The 16,666-nt window shown below is 37.3% G+C and carries 18 protein-coding genes; 9 read left to right on the top strand and 9 right to left on the bottom strand.

Going from position 1 to position 16,666, the window contains the following annotated elements:
- The first annotated feature begins 212 nt into the window (after positions 1-212).
- From B7C41_RS15135 to B7C41_RS15160, 6 genes are all read left to right on the top strand, one after another.
- On the top strand, positions 213-1,259 hold the full coding sequence (locus B7C41_RS15135) for an isoaspartyl peptidase/L-asparaginase family protein (protein ID WP_085299786.1): 1,047 nt from the start codon (positions 213-215) through the stop codon (positions 1,257-1,259).
- A 91-nt stretch (positions 1,260-1,350) separates the two neighbouring features.
- The gene (locus tag B7C41_RS15140; protein WP_085299908.1) at positions 1,351-1,797 is read left to right on the top strand and encodes a CreA family protein; all 447 of its coding nucleotides are present in this window, start codon (positions 1,351-1,353) and stop codon (positions 1,795-1,797) included.
- Between the two features lie 121 nt (positions 1,798-1,918).
- A complete protein-coding gene (locus B7C41_RS15145) occupies positions 1,919-2,701 on the top strand; it encodes a hypothetical protein (protein ID WP_085299787.1) in 783 nt (260 codons plus the stop codon).
- 158 nt (positions 2,702-2,859) lie between these two features.
- Positions 2,860-3,273, top strand: coding sequence for a CBS domain-containing protein (locus tag B7C41_RS15150; RefSeq protein ID WP_085299788.1), 414 nt, complete (start codon positions 2,860-2,862; stop codon positions 3,271-3,273).
- A gap of 231 nt (positions 3,274-3,504) precedes the next feature.
- Positions 3,505-7,452, top strand: a complete 3,948-nt coding sequence (gene hrpA, locus B7C41_RS15155) for an ATP-dependent RNA helicase HrpA (RefSeq protein ID WP_085299909.1) — start codon at positions 3,505-3,507, stop codon at positions 7,450-7,452.
- 79 nt (positions 7,453-7,531) lie between these two features.
- Entirely contained in the window at positions 7,532-7,831 is a 300-nt protein-coding gene (locus tag B7C41_RS15160; RefSeq protein ID WP_085299789.1) for a PilZ domain-containing protein, read from the top strand.
- Between the two features lie 117 nt (positions 7,832-7,948).
- Here B7C41_RS15160 and nhaD read toward each other — a convergent pair whose 3' ends face one another.
- The 3 genes from nhaD to B7C41_RS15170 all read right to left on the bottom strand — a co-directional run bounded on the left by nhaD (position 7,949) and on the right by B7C41_RS15170 (position 10,986).
- Positions 7,949-9,193 carry a sodium:proton antiporter NhaD gene (gene nhaD / locus B7C41_RS15165; RefSeq protein ID WP_085299790.1) on the bottom strand — a complete coding sequence of 415 codons (1,245 nt, stop codon included), beginning with the start codon at positions 9,191-9,193 and terminating at the stop codon, positions 7,949-7,951.
- 181 nt (positions 9,194-9,374) lie between these two features.
- Positions 9,375-9,683, bottom strand: a complete 309-nt coding sequence (locus B7C41_RS20085) for a hypothetical protein (RefSeq protein WP_143764414.1) — start codon at positions 9,681-9,683, stop codon at positions 9,375-9,377.
- A 112-nt stretch (positions 9,684-9,795) separates the two neighbouring features.
- Positions 9,796-10,986 carry a class I SAM-dependent methyltransferase gene (locus B7C41_RS15170; RefSeq protein ID WP_085299791.1) on the bottom strand — a complete coding sequence of 397 codons (1,191 nt, stop codon included), beginning with the start codon at positions 10,984-10,986 and terminating at the stop codon, positions 9,796-9,798.
- 160 nt (positions 10,987-11,146) lie between these two features.
- On the opposite strand from B7C41_RS15170, the gene B7C41_RS15175 reads away from it, so the two are divergent.
- Together B7C41_RS15175 and B7C41_RS15180 are read left to right on the top strand one after the other, a co-directional pair.
- Positions 11,147-11,416, top strand: a complete 270-nt coding sequence (locus B7C41_RS15175; protein ID WP_085299792.1) for an acylphosphatase — start codon at positions 11,147-11,149, stop codon at positions 11,414-11,416.
- A gap of 111 nt (positions 11,417-11,527) precedes the next feature.
- Positions 11,528-12,508, top strand: coding sequence for an NAD(P)H-quinone oxidoreductase (locus B7C41_RS15180; RefSeq protein WP_085299793.1), 981 nt, complete (start codon positions 11,528-11,530; stop codon positions 12,506-12,508).
- 54 nt (positions 12,509-12,562) lie between these two features.
- Here the strand turns inward: B7C41_RS15180 and B7C41_RS15185 are convergent, their stop codons facing one another.
- The 6 genes from B7C41_RS15185 to moaC form a co-directional block, all read right to left on the bottom strand.
- Positions 12,563-12,898, bottom strand: a complete 336-nt coding sequence (locus tag B7C41_RS15185; RefSeq protein WP_085299794.1) for an outer membrane protein assembly factor BamB family protein — start codon at positions 12,896-12,898, stop codon at positions 12,563-12,565.
- A 31-nt stretch (positions 12,899-12,929) separates the two neighbouring features.
- Positions 12,930-13,505: a GNAT family N-acetyltransferase gene (locus B7C41_RS15190; RefSeq protein WP_158089144.1), complete on the bottom strand. Its 576-nt coding sequence runs from the start codon at positions 13,503-13,505 to the stop codon at positions 12,930-12,932.
- Between the two features lie 409 nt (positions 13,506-13,914).
- Positions 13,915-14,130 (bottom strand): DUF1653 domain-containing protein, encoded by a 216-nt coding sequence (locus B7C41_RS15195; protein ID WP_085299796.1) that lies wholly within the window; start codon positions 14,128-14,130, stop codon positions 13,915-13,917.
- Between the two features lie 35 nt (positions 14,131-14,165).
- Positions 14,166-14,624: a molybdopterin synthase catalytic subunit MoaE gene (gene moaE / locus B7C41_RS15200; RefSeq protein ID WP_085299797.1), complete on the bottom strand. Its 459-nt coding sequence runs from the start codon at positions 14,622-14,624 to the stop codon at positions 14,166-14,168.
- Positions 14,625-14,873 carry a molybdopterin synthase sulfur carrier subunit gene (moaD, locus tag B7C41_RS15205; protein ID WP_085299798.1) on the bottom strand — a complete coding sequence of 83 codons (249 nt, stop codon included), beginning with the start codon at positions 14,871-14,873 and terminating at the stop codon, positions 14,625-14,627.
- A gap of 11 nt (positions 14,874-14,884) precedes the next feature.
- Positions 14,885-15,376, bottom strand: coding sequence for a cyclic pyranopterin monophosphate synthase MoaC (moaC, locus tag B7C41_RS15210; RefSeq protein ID WP_085299799.1), 492 nt, complete (start codon positions 15,374-15,376; stop codon positions 14,885-14,887).
- Between the two features lie 493 nt (positions 15,377-15,869).
- On the opposite strand from moaC, the gene B7C41_RS15215 reads away from it, so the two are divergent.
- A complete protein-coding gene (locus B7C41_RS15215; RefSeq protein ID WP_085299800.1) occupies positions 15,870-16,415 on the top strand; it encodes a PEP-CTERM sorting domain-containing protein in 546 nt (181 codons plus the stop codon).
- Positions 16,416-16,666 lie beyond the last annotated feature (251 nt).

The raw sequence follows: 16,666 nt of genomic DNA on the forward strand, positions 1-16,666 counted from the left end.
CTTGTATTCCATTGTTAATTGGCAAATATGATTAAATTGTTAGTAATTAGTTTGATGATTTAACCATTGGTATGACCAGTACCTTAGCGAAAGTCGCTATTGATGTCTACTTTCTAGCAGCTAACCTTAAAGCGAATACTTGTAAATAAAGCTGATTTGTCGCACATTGTCGCTAGACCTTTATTTACAATCATTTTTCATGGCGAAATATAATGAATAAAAAGCTGCTTTTATCCAGTATTTTAACTTTAGTTAGCGCGCAATTATTTTTAGGTAACGCTGCGCAAGCTCATCAAGAACAAGCTTTTGCTATCGCAATTCATGGCGGCGCTGGCACAATAAATAGAAATAAAATGACTGATGAAAAACGCTTAGCCTATGAAACTAAGTTAAAACAGGCACGAGATGCAGGTTATGCTTTATTGGCTAAAGGTAAGTCTAGCCAAGCAGCAGTCATTGCCGCTATTCAAATATTAGAAGATTCACCGTTATTTAACGCTGGAAAGGGGGCCGTTTATACTTTTGAAGGCGAGCATGAGCTTGACGCTTCAATCATGAACGGTAAAACCTTAAATGCCGGTGCAGTATCTGGTGTAAAAACCGTTAAAAGCCCAATTGCCTTAGCCGAAAAGGTGATGGAAAAGTCAGTTCATGTCATGCTAAGTGGTGAGGGCGCTGATACCTTTGCTAAACAACAAGGATTAGCAAGCGTTGAAAATAGCTATTTTGATACTGATGCTCGATATCAGTCATTACTTCGAGCGAAAAAGAAGTTGGCTGAAAAGGAAAAAGAACTAAAAGATTTTCAAGCAGCCCATCAAACACTGGCTAATGAATACAAATATGGCACTGTTGGCGCCGTAGCGCTTGATAAATCAGGCACATTAACTGCCGGCACTAGCACAGGCGGCATGACCGCAAAACGTTTTGGACGTATTGGCGATGCACCGATTATTGGAGCGGGTACGTATGCGAATAATGACAGCTGTGCTGTTTCTGCCACGGGGCATGGTGAGTATTTTATTCGTTATCATGTTGCTGCAGATATTTGTGCGCGTATGCAATATCAGGGCATTAGCCTTGAAAAAGCAGCCGATGTTGTTATTAATGATGTATTAGTTGAAGCTGGTGGCTCAGGCGGCATTATTGCCATCGACCCTGCAGGCAATATTACTATGCCGTTTAATAGCACAGGTATGTATCGCGCGAGTAAGTCGTCAACAGGAGAAGAATTTGTTGGAATATTTAAAGATGATTAATAAAAACATAAACTTGAAAATAGGCGTTGCTGCAAAAAAATCAAACACGCTTGTAAAAGCATGTAATTTAAAAATTGCTGCGGCGGTGTTGATGTCAATGGCGCTAACGGGTTGTTCAGATGATGTTGGTAAAGTCAGTTTAGGCTTATTTACCACCAAAGATGTGGTGATTAACGCTAAGCAAGACCCAATTGTAAAAGGCGTAACTTGTCACATCAGTCATGTTGAAGCTGATTTAGACTTTTCTGATCCGTCAGACATGAGCATAGCTTGTCGACAAACCGGTGAAATATCAGCACAAGATTTGGCGCAAATTGATCGTTCAAAAAATGGTGAAGTGGTTTTTAAAGAATCAAAAAGTATTTTATTTAAAAGCCTAAAAGTCAGACGTATTTACGATGCTGAACATAAAACCCTTATTTACCTGTCTTATTCAACGAAGGAATCATCGGGTAGCCATCATCATTCCTTGTCTACTGTGCCTTTATATAATACCAAGGCGTGGGATTGGGCATTGGCACAAGATGTAAAAAATTAACCGTTGTGCTTTTAAAACTTAAAAGTAAGCGTCATAAATTAACCAAAAATGACTTTTATATTTCCGCCGTACCAGGCTGAAAATGAATATAAAACTCACTAAATGACAAGTAGTAAAAATTATGTTGGCAAACCTGTTTAGCCCGAAAGCAATTATTGATGAAAACACTAAAAACTGGATCCACGACACCTTTGCATGGGCTGTGGAAAATTTTGATATTAATGTGCTAAAAAATGACGCACGTTTGGTGCTACCGACTAATGATTTTTATCCGGGTAGTGTTAGTAGTATTGATGAAATGGCGCAAGCTATGTTCACTAATACCAAAAAATATGCTGGTATGCAGCAGTGGCCGGTACAAATTACCTCACGCGCAGCAGAAAGCCAGACTGCTATTGAAGATTTAACTTTAGGGAAAGTGGTTCGTGGTGATAACGCAGAGGTAGCACTAAGCGAAGGGAATGACGCCTTGAAATTAGGTTTCACACCTAATCAAGTGAACCAACCACAAGATTTAATTGCCGGTATTAGCCAAGCGCTTGCCAGTATTTTAGTGGTTTCTAATAAAGTATTACCGCCGGGTGGAAAAGAGTATTTACCGCAAGCGATTGACTTAGTTGCCTGCTTTATGGGCTTTGGCGTTATATTTGCTAATACGGCTTATCAATTTAAAGGCGGCTGTGGCTCGTGTAATAACGCCAGTTTGAATCGCCAAGCAGCGCTTACCGAGCCTGAAACATTATATGCTTTAGCGCTATTTTGTGTTTTGAAAAAAGAACCAATGAAAAATGTTAAAGGTCACTTAAAATCGCACTTACGAAAAGATTTTGTTAATGCTTATAAAGGTATTGAGAAGTCAATTTCTACCAGTACACAACCAGCCTTATTGGCGGTATTGAATTAATTAAGCCTTCGAAGAGTAGTAGGAATAAAAAATTTAGAAATAATTAGCTAAATGGATGATTTATTTGCAAATGCGTCTACAGTTAATGTTATATATTAGTGCTATTAAATATATTTGTACTTTTTTTGGGTATTTATCTTAATTTTTAGGAAACCTTCATGGAATCATTACAAGTAAAAGAATATATGAACCATTACCCTGTAACTTTCACCCCCGAAATGATGGTTGAAGAGGCAGCTTTACGTTTTTTAAAAACCAAACAAATTGGTGGCCCTGTCATTGATAGCAATAACCAATTAATGGGGTTCTTATCAGAAAGTGATGTTTTAGCTAAAATGATTGAAACTATTTACTATAATGAGCATATTACTGATGTTGCTGGTTTAATGCGAAAAGATGTATTGACCGTAAAACCCTATGACAGCGTTATTGAGCTTGGTCAGCAAATATTGAAAAATAAGCCTAAGGTATACCCAGTTGTCGATGATGATGAAAACTTACTTGGCACTATCTCTCGAAATGATGTACTTCGTGCTATCGATTTACATTTACGCTCAGGCTATAAAAGCTAGTTGATTTTGCGTTAATCAGTAATTATTACTGATAGCGCTTTATGCTTTAACTTGATATTTTAGTTAAACAAAAAATAGCAAAAGGCTACATCCGAAAGGGTTACGTATTCATTTGCTATTGTTTACCTGTTAAACTGTTTTTTTGTTATTTGTGTTGAGTCTGTTTTGTCTTCTGTTACCCCCGCTAATTCTGCTGCTACTGAAAAAAAATCTAATAAAACCAATAAAAATATCACGGTAAAAGCACTTTTTGACCGTTTACATCAAGTTAAACTGTCGGATAAAGCGCGGATAAGAAAACGCTTATTGGGCGTTAAAAAAATAACTCATGGCGACAAGCAGCAAAAAGCGCTACAACAAATTGCAGTGTCAATTGAGCAATCGATAGAGAACAAGCAAGTTCGCCGTGCTAATTTACCTAAGGTGAGCTACCCAGAAGGCCTACCTGTTTCTCAAAACGTCGATGTAATCGCTAAGGCCATTGCCGAAAACCAAGTGGTGATCATCGCGGGTGAAACCGGCTCAGGTAAAACTACACAAATTCCGAAGATATGTTTGCAACTTGGTCGTGGTGTTGACGGTATTATTGGTCATACACAACCACGTCGTATTGCGGCAAGAACAGTAGCAAACCGTATTGCTGATGAGCTTAATACTAAACTAGGTAATGCTGTTGGTTATAAGGTGCGTTTTAACGACCAAGTGAGTGAGCACAGTTATATCAAGCTGATGACTGATGGTATTTTGCTTGCTGAAATGCAAAAAGACCGGCTCTTGCGTCAGTACGATACTTTAATTATTGATGAAGCCCATGAACGTAGCTTAAACATTGATTTTATTTTGGGTTACTTGCGTCAAATATTGCCGAAACGTCCTGATTTAAAAATCATTATTACCTCAGCAACAATTGACCCTGAAAAGTTTGCGAAACATTTTTCGGGCGCCAACGGTGAACTAGCACCGATTATTGAAGTGTCTGGTCGAACTTTCCCCGTAGAGATGCGTTACCGGCCATTGAACGAAATGAGCGATGAAAGTAATGGTGATGCTGATATTATTTCAGGTATTCTCAATGCGGTAGACGAGCTTAGCTCTGACGGTCGTGGTGCAACGTCTGACGGTGACATTTTGGTATTCCTTAATGGTGAACGAGAAATTCGAGATACCGCACGTGTTTTAGAAAAGGCAAACTTACGTCATACCAATGTTTTACCTTTGTATTCGCGTTTAACCGTTGCTGAGCAAAATTTAATATTCAAGCCTCATAGTGGCCGTAATATTGTTTTGGCGACTAACGTTGCTGAAACCAGTTTAACCGTGCCGGGCATTAAATATGTTATTGATCCAGGTACTGCAAGAATATCGCGTTATAGTTACCGCACCAAAGTGCAACGTTTGCCGATTGAGCCAATTTCACAAGCCAGTGCCAATCAACGTGCGGGTCGTTGTGGCCGTGTATCATCAGGTGTTTGTATTCGTTTATATTCTGAGGACGACTACTTAAACCGCCCAGAATTTACCGACCCTGAAATACTACGTACCAATTTAGCCACCGTTATATTGCAAATGTTGTCATTAGATTTAGGTGAGATTTCAGACTTTCCTTTTGTGCAGCCACCAGATAACCGCAACATAAATGACGGCGTTCGTTTACTTGAAGAGCTCGCGGCAATTGATGCCAACGCGAATCAAGTTAAGTTAACACCAATTGGTCGCTCGTTAGCAAAATTCCCGATAGATCCGCGTTTAGCAAAAATGATTTTAACGGCGGCTGACTTAGGCTGTATTGAACAAATATTTATTATTGTTAGTGCCTTAAGTATTCAAGACCCACGGGAGCGTCCGCATGAAAAACAGCAAGCTGCCGACGAAAAACATGGCCGTTTTAAAAATAAACAGTCGGATTTTGTCAGTTTATTGAAACTGTGGAGCTACGTTGAAGAGCAGCAAAAGCAGTTAACCAATAATCAGTTTCGTCGTTTGTGTCAAAAAGAATTTTTATCCTACGTACGACTTCGAGAATGGCAAGATATCTACAGTCAATTGACGCATTCATTGCGAGAATTAAAAATTCCGATGAGCCGTATTGAATTAGATTTATCTGAAGAAGCTGAAAAAAATCCAGTAAACGGTAATTTAGATATTGTTCACCAAGCGATATTATCAGGGTTATTGAGCCATTTAGGCCAACAAGATGAAAACCGGGAATACAAAGGCGCACGTGGCAGCAAGTTCTTTATTTTCCCTGGCTCTGCGTTAGCTAAAAAATCACCAAAATGGTTAATGGCGGCTGAATTGGTTGAAACCAGTCGTTTGTTTGCTCGTATGGCGGCGAAAATTGACCCTTTATGGCTTGAGCCATTAGCTGAGCACTTAGTTAAGCGTAGTTACAGTGAGCCGCATTGGGAAAAGAAGCAGGGCGCTGTAATGGCGTTCGAACAAGTGACGCTTTACGGGTTAATTATTGTTGGTAAGCGTAAGGTCAATTTTAACAAAATTGAACCTGACACCTGTCGTGAAATTTTTATTCGAGAAGCTTTGGTCAATGGTGACAGCACCATTAAAGAAGCGTTCTTAAAAGACAATCGTCAACTGGTTGATGAAATTGAAGCCTTAGAGCAAAAGGCTCGCCGTAAAGACTTTTTAATTGAAGAGCAACAACTAGTCGATTTTTACACTGAGAAATTGCCTGAAAGCGCTATTTGTCAGCGCAGCTTTTTAGCCTGGTGGAAAAAACAGAAGCAGAGTGATGCCAAGTTACTAAACTTTACTAAAGCTTTCTTATTGAAAGAAACCGCTGTTAAGCTTTCTGCTAACGAGTACCCTGAAACTTGGCAGCAGGGGAGTTTAACCTTGCCGTTAAGTTATCATTTTAGTCCGGGTGATGCTGACGATGGTATTAGCGTTTTGATACCTGTTGGCATACTAAATCAAGTAGAAAACACTGGTTTTGATTGGCTAATTCCTGCTTTGAGACTTGAACTAATTACCGCATTGATCAGAGGTTTGCCAAAGTCATTAAGACGTAATTTTGTGCCCGCACCTAATTATGCGCAGGCGTGTTGCGCGGCAATATCAAATACAGACAGCACGTTAACCGTTGCGCTTGAAAAGCAATTATTGAGAATGACTGGTGTGCGTATGCCTGAAGATGCTTGGCAGGGTGTTGAACTAGTACCGCACTTATTAATGAATTTTAAAATTGTTAATGAAAATGGTAAGTTACTAAAACAAGGTAGAAACCTTGATGAACTAAAAGATGGTTTGCAAGGGCGCGTGCAAGCATCAATTAAAAAAGTTGCAGACAAAGGTATTGAACGTAGTGACATTGCTAACTGGGACTTTAAAGATTTACCTAAAAGCTACGAAAAGAAAGTCGCTAATATCACCATAAAAGCATTTCCTGCGTTGGTTGATAAGAACAAGTCAGTTGCTATTGAATTATTTGAGCACGAAAGCTTAGCAGAGCAAGCCATGTTAGATGGTGTCAGCCGTTTAATTTTATTAAGCATACCGTCGCCAGTAAAATATCTACAACAGAAATTGCCTAACAAATCGAAATTGGGATTGTATTTTAATCCATTTGGTTCAATTAACGATTTACTCGATGATTGTATTGTTGCCGGTTGCCAGTTCTTAGTAAATGAATATGGTGAATTGCCGCGCGCGCAACAAGAGTTTGAAGCTTGTAAAGAGCATGTGCGTGCTGAAATTGCTGATTGTGTATTAAGTGCCGCGATTAAAGTTGAACGCGTGTTGAGTTTAGCTCATGACGTACGTAAAAAAATGAAAGGCAAAATGTCATTAAATGTAGTGCAATCGCATGGTGATATTAAAGGTCAGTTAGAAGCGATGGTTTTCAAAGGTTTTATCACAGAAGCAGGTTATCAACGTTTAGATGATATTGCCCGATATTTAACCGCAATGGAACGCCGGTTAGAAAAGCTGCAAATCGACCCGAACCAAGATCGACTGAAAATGTTAGAAGTTGAAAAAACACAAAAAGCGCTAGATGCGGTTGTTGCACTACAACCTAAAGGGCAACCCTTGCGCAAAGAGTTAGTGCAAGGTTCTTGGATGATTGAAGAACTGCGAGTATCTCTTTTTGCACAAAACTTAAAAACGCCGTTTCCTATTTCCACCAAGCGAATATTGAACTACCTGAAAGAATATAGTTAAATTAAGTACAATGATTTGACAGTGATGATTACGGTGAGTATAAATAAAAGCCTAATTATAAAAATATATTGGAGTAGTAATGGTTAATTACGATGATAAACGTAACTTTTATCGGATGATGTTAAACAGTGAAGTGACCGTGACCATTATTGATGATGAAGCTAATAGTAAGGTTTTAGCAACTTGTCGTGATTTAAGTGCAACGGGAATTGCGATTGAAATGCCACATCCATTAGAAATTAATACCGCAGTGCGTATTAGTGTTGAATCTGCCAATAGTGCAGTGCAACCATTAGATGCGAAAGGAAAAGTGGTTAGGGTTACTGAAGAAGGTACTGACTGCTACTTAGTCGGTGTCAACATTTCTGAAATTGACTAATTATTACGAGTTTTAGTGAGTAAGACCCTGCAACATACTTTATATTTCAGGGTCAATAACCGAACTAAAAGCTATTCTACTTTTAGTAGCGATTGGTTTGTTATGAGCTTTAAATTATTAAGATAGTACCCAATTCGCAGCAAAATATACCCCAATGTAGCCAACGGTATAAGCAATGGTTAGATAGCCGATATTGCGCAGATAACTCATAAAACTCAACTCTTTAATTTTACTCATGGCAATAATACCCGCAGCTGAGCCTATGACTAAAATTGAGCCGCCAACACCTGTAGCATAAGTTAGCATTAACCATTCTGTTACTTTCATCTCTACATCTGCTTTTAACAATGCTGCTGTTAATGGCACGTTATCAATCACTGAAGACATAAAGCCGACGATATAGTTTACCTGCATTGCTGGTAAAAACTCGTATAGCTCGGTAAAGCCACTTAACACGCCTATTTCTTTTAAAATACCAACAAGTAACAATACCCCTAGGAAGAATAATAAAGCGTCGTATTCAACTTCTCGAATGTAATGCAGAACATCTTCATTTTTCTTCTTAGGTAACATGTTGGCGACTAGAAACATCACTGATAAACCAAAGAGGAAACTCAGTACTGGCGGTATTTGAAAGAATACGTTGAGTAGTAAAGTACCCGAAATAGTCAGCATAAAAATAATCGCGATAATGATGTCGGGCTTTTCAATTTTAAGTCGTGTTTTCGATAATTGAACGTTGCCCGAAAGCCCGAATGACAATAAACTCGCCAGAGTTAAAACGCCTAAGAAGGAAGGCAGTATTAGTATCAGTAAATTCGATATGGTGACTTTGTTTTCAAGGAAAATCATCAGTGTTGTTACATCACCAGTGATTAATGAAACACCACCACTATTGACCGAGAAAACAATTAGCGTCGCGTACTTTAAACGTTTCTTTACTTCGAGCTGCAAATTCATTACCACCGCAATTGCTACCAATGTTGCCGTGACATTGTCGGCAAAAGAAGAGAACACAAAAGCAAATATCGCGATGACGAACATTAAGCCTCGCTCTGAAATACTTTTAGGTAAAATGCGTTGCACTAAAGCGGAGATAAAACCTTTACTGTTTAAGTAGGCGACAAAGGTCATTGCTGACATGAGAAACAGCCATAAAGTCGCTATTTCTAATAAATTTTCATTTAGTTGATGATTAGTTTGAATACTGTCATTGCTGTTAATGGGGAATATGAAGGCCAATATCCAGCACAAGGTGCCGAAAAACAGCGTGGTTTTAGCTTTGTTTATATGAATTAAATCTTCAGTAATGATCATTATAAAACTGATAATGACTAAGATGAGAATAATCGTATTGATCATGATTTTTATTACCTGTAATACCAACCTCATTAAGTTTTTCGCACTTGTGCTGATTTATTTTAATCAGCAAAAACAAAGCACAAACTTAATGAAGTTAGATAACTAATTTTGGACATCGACTAAGCCCAATGAAACTTAATTAATTGGGGTAGTACGATGTAAGTGAGCTTAAACTTTTAACCTAAAAATTTAACGGTGGGTCACTATTACTTGAAAAAAGGCAGGTAAAACAGAAAATGGAAATTGAGTTAGCATTAATGTTGAAGCTAGTTTGACTATTGAATTCGATGGGTAAGCGATTGTGACTTGCTTCAGAAGATGAATTTTCACTGATGAAACATAGCTGACATTCATGCTCTGCAACAACAGCGTGTTCTTGAGCGTGAGCGATTGAGAATGTAGAGCTTAATAGCCATGAAAAGAGTAAAAAAGCGCGCAGCAAACAACTCAGTGCTGATGTTGGTATTCTTGAGTTGTTTTGTGAATTCATAAGGTCTAAATAATTTTATGATAATTAAGGGACTTAAAATTGTACTAAATAGCCATTGCTTTATGTTTCAAACACCTAGCTAGCACTTCACACTAGCTAGGATATTTATTTGTTACTCTACTTGGCAGACTAATCCTTTAAGGTAATAACCTTCCGGGTAGTTTGACGATACGGGGTGATCAGGTGCTTGATGAAGTCTATCGACAAAATAAGCCTTTCTTTTTGCATCTAATGCCGCGTCAGCCACTACTTTTTGAAATAAACTTGCTTCCATTAAGCCAGAGCATGAAAAGGTTAACAGCGTACCGTTAGGTTTTAGCAATTGCATGGCTAACATGTTGATATCTTTGTAGCCTCGACACGCACCCGTTAATTGAGCTTTAGACTCAACAAATTTTGGAGGATCAAGAATAATCATATCAAATGTACGCTTTTCATCACGGTATTGGCGTAATAGTTTAAAAACATCGGCTTTAACAAATGAAACGTTTTTATCTGTTAGTCCATTAAGCTCGACATTTTGTTTAGCAAGATCCAAAGCACTTTCTGAAACATCGACGTTGATAACTTCTTTTGCGCCATTGGCCGCACAATGCAGTGAGAAAGTACCAGTATAAGAAAAACAGTTTAATACGCTTTTACCTTTGGCATATTTACCCGCCGCAACTCTAGATTCTCGTTGGTCTAAATAAAAGCCGGTTTTATGGCCTTCAGCAACATTAACGTGAATTTTAATGCCATGCTCTTCAATAACGCATTCTGTTGAGTCTTGAGGCTCAGTTAACCAACCTGTAACAGGCTCTAAGCCTTCTTTTTTACGAACATCAACGTCTGAACGTTCATAAATATGACAACCAGGATAAAGCTCTTTTAGACATTCAACTAAGGTATAACGGTGAAAATCTGCACCAGCACTCAGGAGTTGGCAAACAACAAAATTGTCATACTTATCAATAGTAATACCAGGTAAGCCATCAGATTCACCCGCGATAAGACGATAGCCAGTTAAACCACCGTTTTCGATAAACCAATCACGACGAGCTTGCGCCTTTAACAATTTATTACGAAAAAAATCAGTATCTATTTCTTCGTCAATTTCAAAAGTCCAAACGCGAACTCTGATTTGAGATTCTGGAGAGTATGCGCCTTTAGCTAGCCAGTTTCCCTTATTGTCAAAGACATCAACAGTATCACCAAGCATTGGGTTGCCTTTGATTTTGTTGATGGCTTGAGAAAATATCCACGGGTGTTTTCGCAATAATGATTTTTCACGAGCAACTTTTAAATAAATTCTTGCTGACATATGCCTATACTTATAATTAACAATAATAATTGCGCGAGTTTAGTCAATGCATTAGTCGCGTGCAATGTTCTAGGTTAACTATTTCTCACTTATTGCGATAAATGAGAGTTTTTAAGCGAAAAATAACAAAAGCATGTAGTAAAAGGTAAGGTGAAAAATTATGAATGTAAGTTATATGGCGCATGTAAGCGGTAAAGTACAAGGCGTTTACTTCAGGGCTTCTAGCCAACAAGTTGCTATTGATCATGGTTTAAGCGGCTATGCACGTAATTTAACGGATGGTGATGTAGAAATATTGATGTGTGGCGAGCAACAAGAAGTAAACAAGATGCTTGAATGGCTAGCACATGGGCCTCCGCAAGCTGAAGTAGACAATATTGAAACGAAAAAAGTACCTTGGCAAGAGCACCACTTTTTCGCGATTAGCTAGCTTATGGTCAATTGTACTTAATATTCATCTGCAATGTGTGCAGAGCTATTGGTATTAAACGCTAGATAAGGCAAAATATTACATAATCTAGTTATTCCATTAGGAAGTAAGTTGCAATATTTAGCCATTAATGAACAGCAAATGCTGTATTTCTGTGAAACGAAATTGCCTGAAATTTCCAGTGATGAATGCTTGATTAAAGTTCGAGCGATTGGTGTTAATCGAGCAGATATTTTGCAAAAGCAAGGTAAGTATCCGGCGCCTGCCGGAGAGTCTGAAATTGTTGGCATTGAAGCTTGCGGGGATATTGTTGCCATTGGTAGTGAAACAAGGTTAAATGGTACTTTTTCTATCGATGATAAGGTTTTTGCTATTGTTCCAGGTGGTGCATATGCAGAGTATGTAAAAGTAAAAACAGCGCACCTTTTCAAATTACCGCGTAATTTTTCCTACGTTGAAGGCGCAGCCATTGCTGAAGCCTATTTAACGGCCTACCAGTGTTTATTTTTCATTGCTGACTTAAAGCCACATTCAAAGGTATTAATTCACGCAGGTGCAAGCGGTGTCGGTAGTGCTGCTATTCAATTAGCAAAAAGCTTACATTGTCACGTGACCGTTACGGTTGGCAATGACGAAAAAGTATCGGCTTGCAAGGTATTAGGGGCTGATGAAGTCATAAATTATCAGTTGACAGACTTTGTTAGTTACTCGAAAGAGAAAAAGCAGAATTATGACGTTATTGTTGATGTGGTTGCCGGGGCGTATGTAAATAAAAATATTAGCGTTTGCGCATTAGACGGGCACATTGTGATGTTATCAATGTTAGGCGGACGTTACGCTGAAAGTATTGATGTCGCTAAAATGCTGTTAAAGCGCATCAATATAACGGCAACAACACTTAGAAACCGCACTGATGAGTATAAAAATAAGTTAGTAAACGCTTTTAAAGCTGATTTTTATCAGCAACTTGAACAAGGAATAATAAGCCCTGTTATTTATCAACAGAGCTCGTGGCAAGAAGTTGAAAGTGTTCACCAATTGATGATGAACAATGAAAATATTGGCAAACTTATTTTAACCATAAATGATTAATTTTTTTGTGCTGGGTTTAATATTCTAAATACCGCAATTGAACATCATTACACGTTAAGAGCTTGATGCTGCAACTCCGGCAACACTAATTGCTGCTGCACCTGCTTGTTGAGTAGCAATTTGGCTGGTAATAACGGTAGAGTTTTGATGTTCACTAGCGATAATGCAAGTACCGTAGCCTAGTCCTTTAAGTTGGTTTTCCCAAATAATTTCGCCATCTTGAGCATTCAAACAATATAAATGCCCACCAGAATATGCGAATACGCTGTTGGCTTCATAGTAAACATTAGTGATTGTTGAGCTGCGTAGTTTCGTTTTCCATAACTCAGCACCATCTTTTTTATTTACACAAATCACATGGTTATTAATGCCTAAAAATAGTTTGTCCATAGCGTGTTCCTTTATTTTTATTTGTTAGGTTTTACTTGCCATTTTCCTGCCAATTACTTGCTAATAAACCGTAGTCATATTGATCAGTCCATTCATCACCCATAAGATAATGATCTTTAAAAAAAGCTTCTCTTTTAAAGCCTAATTTTTCCATGACTCGATACGAAGAAATGTTTCTTGGATCGCATTTAGCAACAATTTTGAAAAAACCAAGTTCTTTGATGATGTAATCAATCAGTAAGTTTGCCGCTTCTGTACAAATTCCTCGGCCAGCTGCTTTTTCGCTCAAGCGATAACCAATTTCAGCACGTTGATGCTCCCAATCTTCTATACGAAATACTACTTCACCAACAAGTGTGTCATCTTCTTGTAAGCAAATAACTAAACCGTTCCAATGTCCAGACGCCAAATTCCACGGTTTTGAAAGTTGCATTACAATTTCCATTGTTTCTTCATCACTTTCAGGCGGGCGAATATAACGACAATTTTCGGGATCTTGTCGATATACTTTTATTACAGGGTAATCTGCTTTGGTTGCCGGCCTAAGGTAAATGTTTTTAGATGATAATGCAGGAGCCAAATGTTGTTCATTTAACTCTATTTTCATAGCCATGTGCTTTGGTCTTATTATTGATGAGTGTTGGCTTTATTTTGCGCATGATATAATTGAATTGTAAATGATTTTTCTGCTTTCCACTGACTATCCTTTGCGAAGGACTACTGTATATTCGCTACCTTTGCAGATTATTAATCTATCTTTGCAAACAAACTAGATTTTTCATGATTTTTTTTAATAAAGTAAGTAATAGGCATAGTAAAAAGTTGCTTCATATAAGAACAAACGTTTTTGATAAAGCGATTCATTGCTAATAAGAAGGTTTTATTGAAATGATGTGTTAAGAAAATATAACGGTGTTTTTACGGGTTGTTGATTTATTGAAAGATGAAAATGACAATCTACTTTTAAAACTAAAAGGAAGTTAAAAATAACCCCCTATCAACTTTAGCTTCAGAAGCTAGCTTTCATCAGATACATATCGAAAGCGTTTGATGACTTTACCCTCTTTTTCAATTGTTTCGTCAAACATAGCAAGTGGCCTAACCCAAATTGCTCTTTCGCCATATTCAGGCTGATAAACGACCATGGCTTCTTCTGTTTCACTATGCGTTGCAATATGCAGTACTTGGTAAAAGTTACCTTTGAAATGTTGATAACGTCCGGCTTTTAGCATGGATAGTCTCGCTGTAGTTATTGTAAATAATAGTGTTATTTAGTCAGTTTTTTGTGCCATTGTTGTGAGGCATCATCATCACTATTTTTGGCGTCTAACCAGATGCTACCATCACTGGTTAATTCTTTTTTCCAAAAGGGTGCTTTAGTCTTTAAGAAGTCGATGAGGAATTCACAGGCGGCAAACGCAGCTTTACGGTGGGGGCTAGTTACACCAATAAAAACAATTTGTTCGCCAAGTTTTAAGTCACCAAATCGATGAATAATAGTCACTTTATTTAATGGCCAGTGCTCGCGTGCTTCAGCTTCTATATCAGCTAGTACCTTTTCTGTCATTCCTGGGTAGTGCTCTAAAGACAAGCCTTGAACATCAAGACCTTCGTTGAAGTCCCTGACTTTACCGATAAAGGTGACTACGGCGCCATCTTGGTTATCGTTTGCTAAGCATTGGTATTCATCTGCCACAACAAAATTACTCTGCTGTATTTTAATCATTTAACCCCCTGTAACTGGAGGGAAAAATGCTATTTCATCGCCGTCTTTTAATGGCTGTGACCAATCAGTAACTTCTTGATTAACGGCAACAAGTAAACTGTCGGCTGTCATTACTTTAGCCCATAATTCATTTTTGGCAGCAAGTTGTTGTCGAATATGATCAACTGTTAGGTTTTCACTTGCTTCTACTTGTAAACTGTCAGTTGATAATTGTTCGCGTAAGCGAGCAAAAAATAATACTTTAATCATCTCTACATCCGTTATTTAGTAGCAGGGTTATGAAGATAGTTACCAGATTTTCCACCACGTTTTTCGCTTAGATGAATGTTGTTAATAACCATATCTTTTTGAACGGCTTTACACATATCGTAAATTGTTAATGCAGCTGTGGAAACTGCAGTTAAGGCTTCCATTTCAACCCCTGTTTTTCCTGAAAGTTTACAAAGAGCAGTGATCTCCACACGGTTGTATTCCGGTTGAGCGATAATGTCGACTTCTATTTTTGTTAACATAAGAGGATGACAAAGTGGGATCAACTCGCTAGTTTTCTTTGCAGCCATAATACCAGCAATTCTGGCAGTAGCAAAAACATCACCTTTGTGATGCTTTCCTTCTACAATCATGGCTAAGGTTTCTGCCGACATTTCAATATAAGCTTGGGCAATTGCTGTCCGTTCGGTAACGTTCTTTTGGGTAACATCAACCATGTGGGCATTACCGTCTGCATTAATATGAGTAAAATTTTCGCTCATTAAAAATAGTCTCTTAATTATTAGCTATTCAGCTGTATGTAAATTATTGGCTTATATTACATGATATCACTGCTTATTTTGTGATTTATATTAAGGAAATTGTTATCTGATCATTGTTGTAATTTAGACGTTTAAGTTAAACTATGATAAAGTTAATATATAACTTGTTGGTGTAATGACTTGTAATATTAGTTTATTTCTACTTTTGATATTGTAATCAGGTAAGCGTAGATTGGTAGAAATAAATGATATTTTAACTAATGATTAAAGTTAAGTTGAGTGTAAAAAATTTACACACATAGTACTAAAAATTGTCGATTATTTTTACAATGTAGATTTTATAATATTTATTTTTACTTAAGTATAATGAAAATAAAAGAATTTATTAGTTGGTATTAAATTTGCATTTCGATTCATGTGTAAGAGTTTAATAGAATGTTTATCATTCTGAATGTTATCATTATCTTCTCTATTTAGAGTTTAAGGAAGCCGTATGAGTTCTAAAATCATAAAATTATTATTGATTGTATTTTTTTCAATATCTGTAATGAGCACTGCAAATGCTGGTTTAATTGTTGGTGATTTATATGCTGATGATGCTGGTATTCAATGGGAATATGTTGGTTTTTTTGATTTAGCAGATGGCCCTGATGCCTTTGGTATTGGTCCTATTCCTACGTCATATAATGGTGTTGATGCTGCAGTTTTTCTTTTTCCTGAGCTTTTAAGTGATCAAGTTGCAATTAGCTCGAATGATACTGGAATAGTAAATCATCAAGCTTGGTATGATACATACCTAGGTTTTTTGGTCGGTGCGTTTGGCATCATCGAAAAACATGAATCAGTATCTGTAACACTAAATAATGTGAATGGATTGTATGATGAAATTGGTGATACTTCTGCATTTGTTAACGATAGATCGCCTGCTGGGGATAATATAAACTATGTATTTAAATTGGTTTCCGTACCAGAACCGTCTTCAATCGCCATTTTTGGCTTTGCATTAATAGCATTCTCAGTTCGCCGCTTTAAGAAGTAATTAAAAACCGCTTTATTGTTATTTATTTTAACGGTATTTTAGTACCGTTAAAATAATATGCCTTTCATTTATAAGTTTTCACTTTATATTATTACTATAAAAATATTTACAGCATGAACTGTAAGTTTATTGCTAAAATTAATTACAATTTTCCTGTTGACTGTACTTAATTATTAACTCATAAGGTCAAGTTAGCTTTATTTTATTATGTCAAAGCCGTTATTAATCTATTCATTTACTTTTTAAAAGTT

This window comes from Cognaticolwellia mytili (assembly GCF_002104475.1).
Taxonomy (GTDB): domain Bacteria; phylum Pseudomonadota; class Gammaproteobacteria; order Enterobacterales; family Alteromonadaceae; genus Cognaticolwellia; species Cognaticolwellia mytili.

Bases quoted from the DNA above. Each gene is read 5' to 3' on its own strand.
- B7C41_RS15215 (WP_085299800.1), top strand. From the start codon at position 15,870: ATGAGTTCTAAAATCATAAAATTATTATTGATTGTATTTTTTTCAATA.
- B7C41_RS15185 (WP_085299794.1), bottom strand. From the start codon at position 12,898: ATGGACAAACTATTTTTAGGCATTAATAACCATGTGATTTGTGTAAAT.
- B7C41_RS15175 (WP_085299792.1), top strand. From the start codon at position 11,147: ATGAATGTAAGTTATATGGCGCATGTAAGCGGTAAAGTACAAGGCGTT.
- B7C41_RS15190 (WP_158089144.1), bottom strand. From the start codon at position 13,505: ATGAAAATAGAGTTAAATGAACAACATTTGGCTCCTGCATTATCATCT.
- B7C41_RS20085 (WP_143764414.1), bottom strand. From the start codon at position 9,683: ATGAATTCACAAAACAACTCAAGAATACCAACATCAGCACTGAGTTGT.
- B7C41_RS15150 (WP_085299788.1), top strand. From the start codon at position 2,860: ATGGAATCATTACAAGTAAAAGAATATATGAACCATTACCCTGTAACT.
- moaE (WP_085299797.1), bottom strand. From the start codon at position 14,624: ATGATTAAAATACAGCAGAGTAATTTTGTTGTGGCAGATGAATACCAA.
- moaD (WP_085299798.1), bottom strand. From the start codon at position 14,873: ATGATTAAAGTATTATTTTTTGCTCGCTTACGCGAACAATTATCAACT.
- B7C41_RS15145 (WP_085299787.1), top strand. From the start codon at position 1,919: ATGTTGGCAAACCTGTTTAGCCCGAAAGCAATTATTGATGAAAACACT.
- B7C41_RS15135 (WP_085299786.1), top strand. From the start codon at position 213: ATGAATAAAAAGCTGCTTTTATCCAGTATTTTAACTTTAGTTAGCGCG.
- moaC (WP_085299799.1), bottom strand. From the start codon at position 15,376: ATGAGCGAAAATTTTACTCATATTAATGCAGACGGTAATGCCCACATG.
- B7C41_RS15170 (WP_085299791.1), bottom strand. From the start codon at position 10,986: ATGTCAGCAAGAATTTATTTAAAAGTTGCTCGTGAAAAATCATTATTG.
- B7C41_RS15160 (WP_085299789.1), top strand. From the start codon at position 7,532: ATGGTTAATTACGATGATAAACGTAACTTTTATCGGATGATGTTAAAC.
- B7C41_RS15195 (WP_085299796.1), bottom strand. From the start codon at position 14,130: ATGCTAAAAGCCGGACGTTATCAACATTTCAAAGGTAACTTTTACCAA.
- B7C41_RS15140 (WP_085299908.1), top strand. From the start codon at position 1,351: ATGTCAATGGCGCTAACGGGTTGTTCAGATGATGTTGGTAAAGTCAGT.
- nhaD (WP_085299790.1), bottom strand. From the start codon at position 9,193: ATGATCAATACGATTATTCTCATCTTAGTCATTATCAGTTTTATAATG.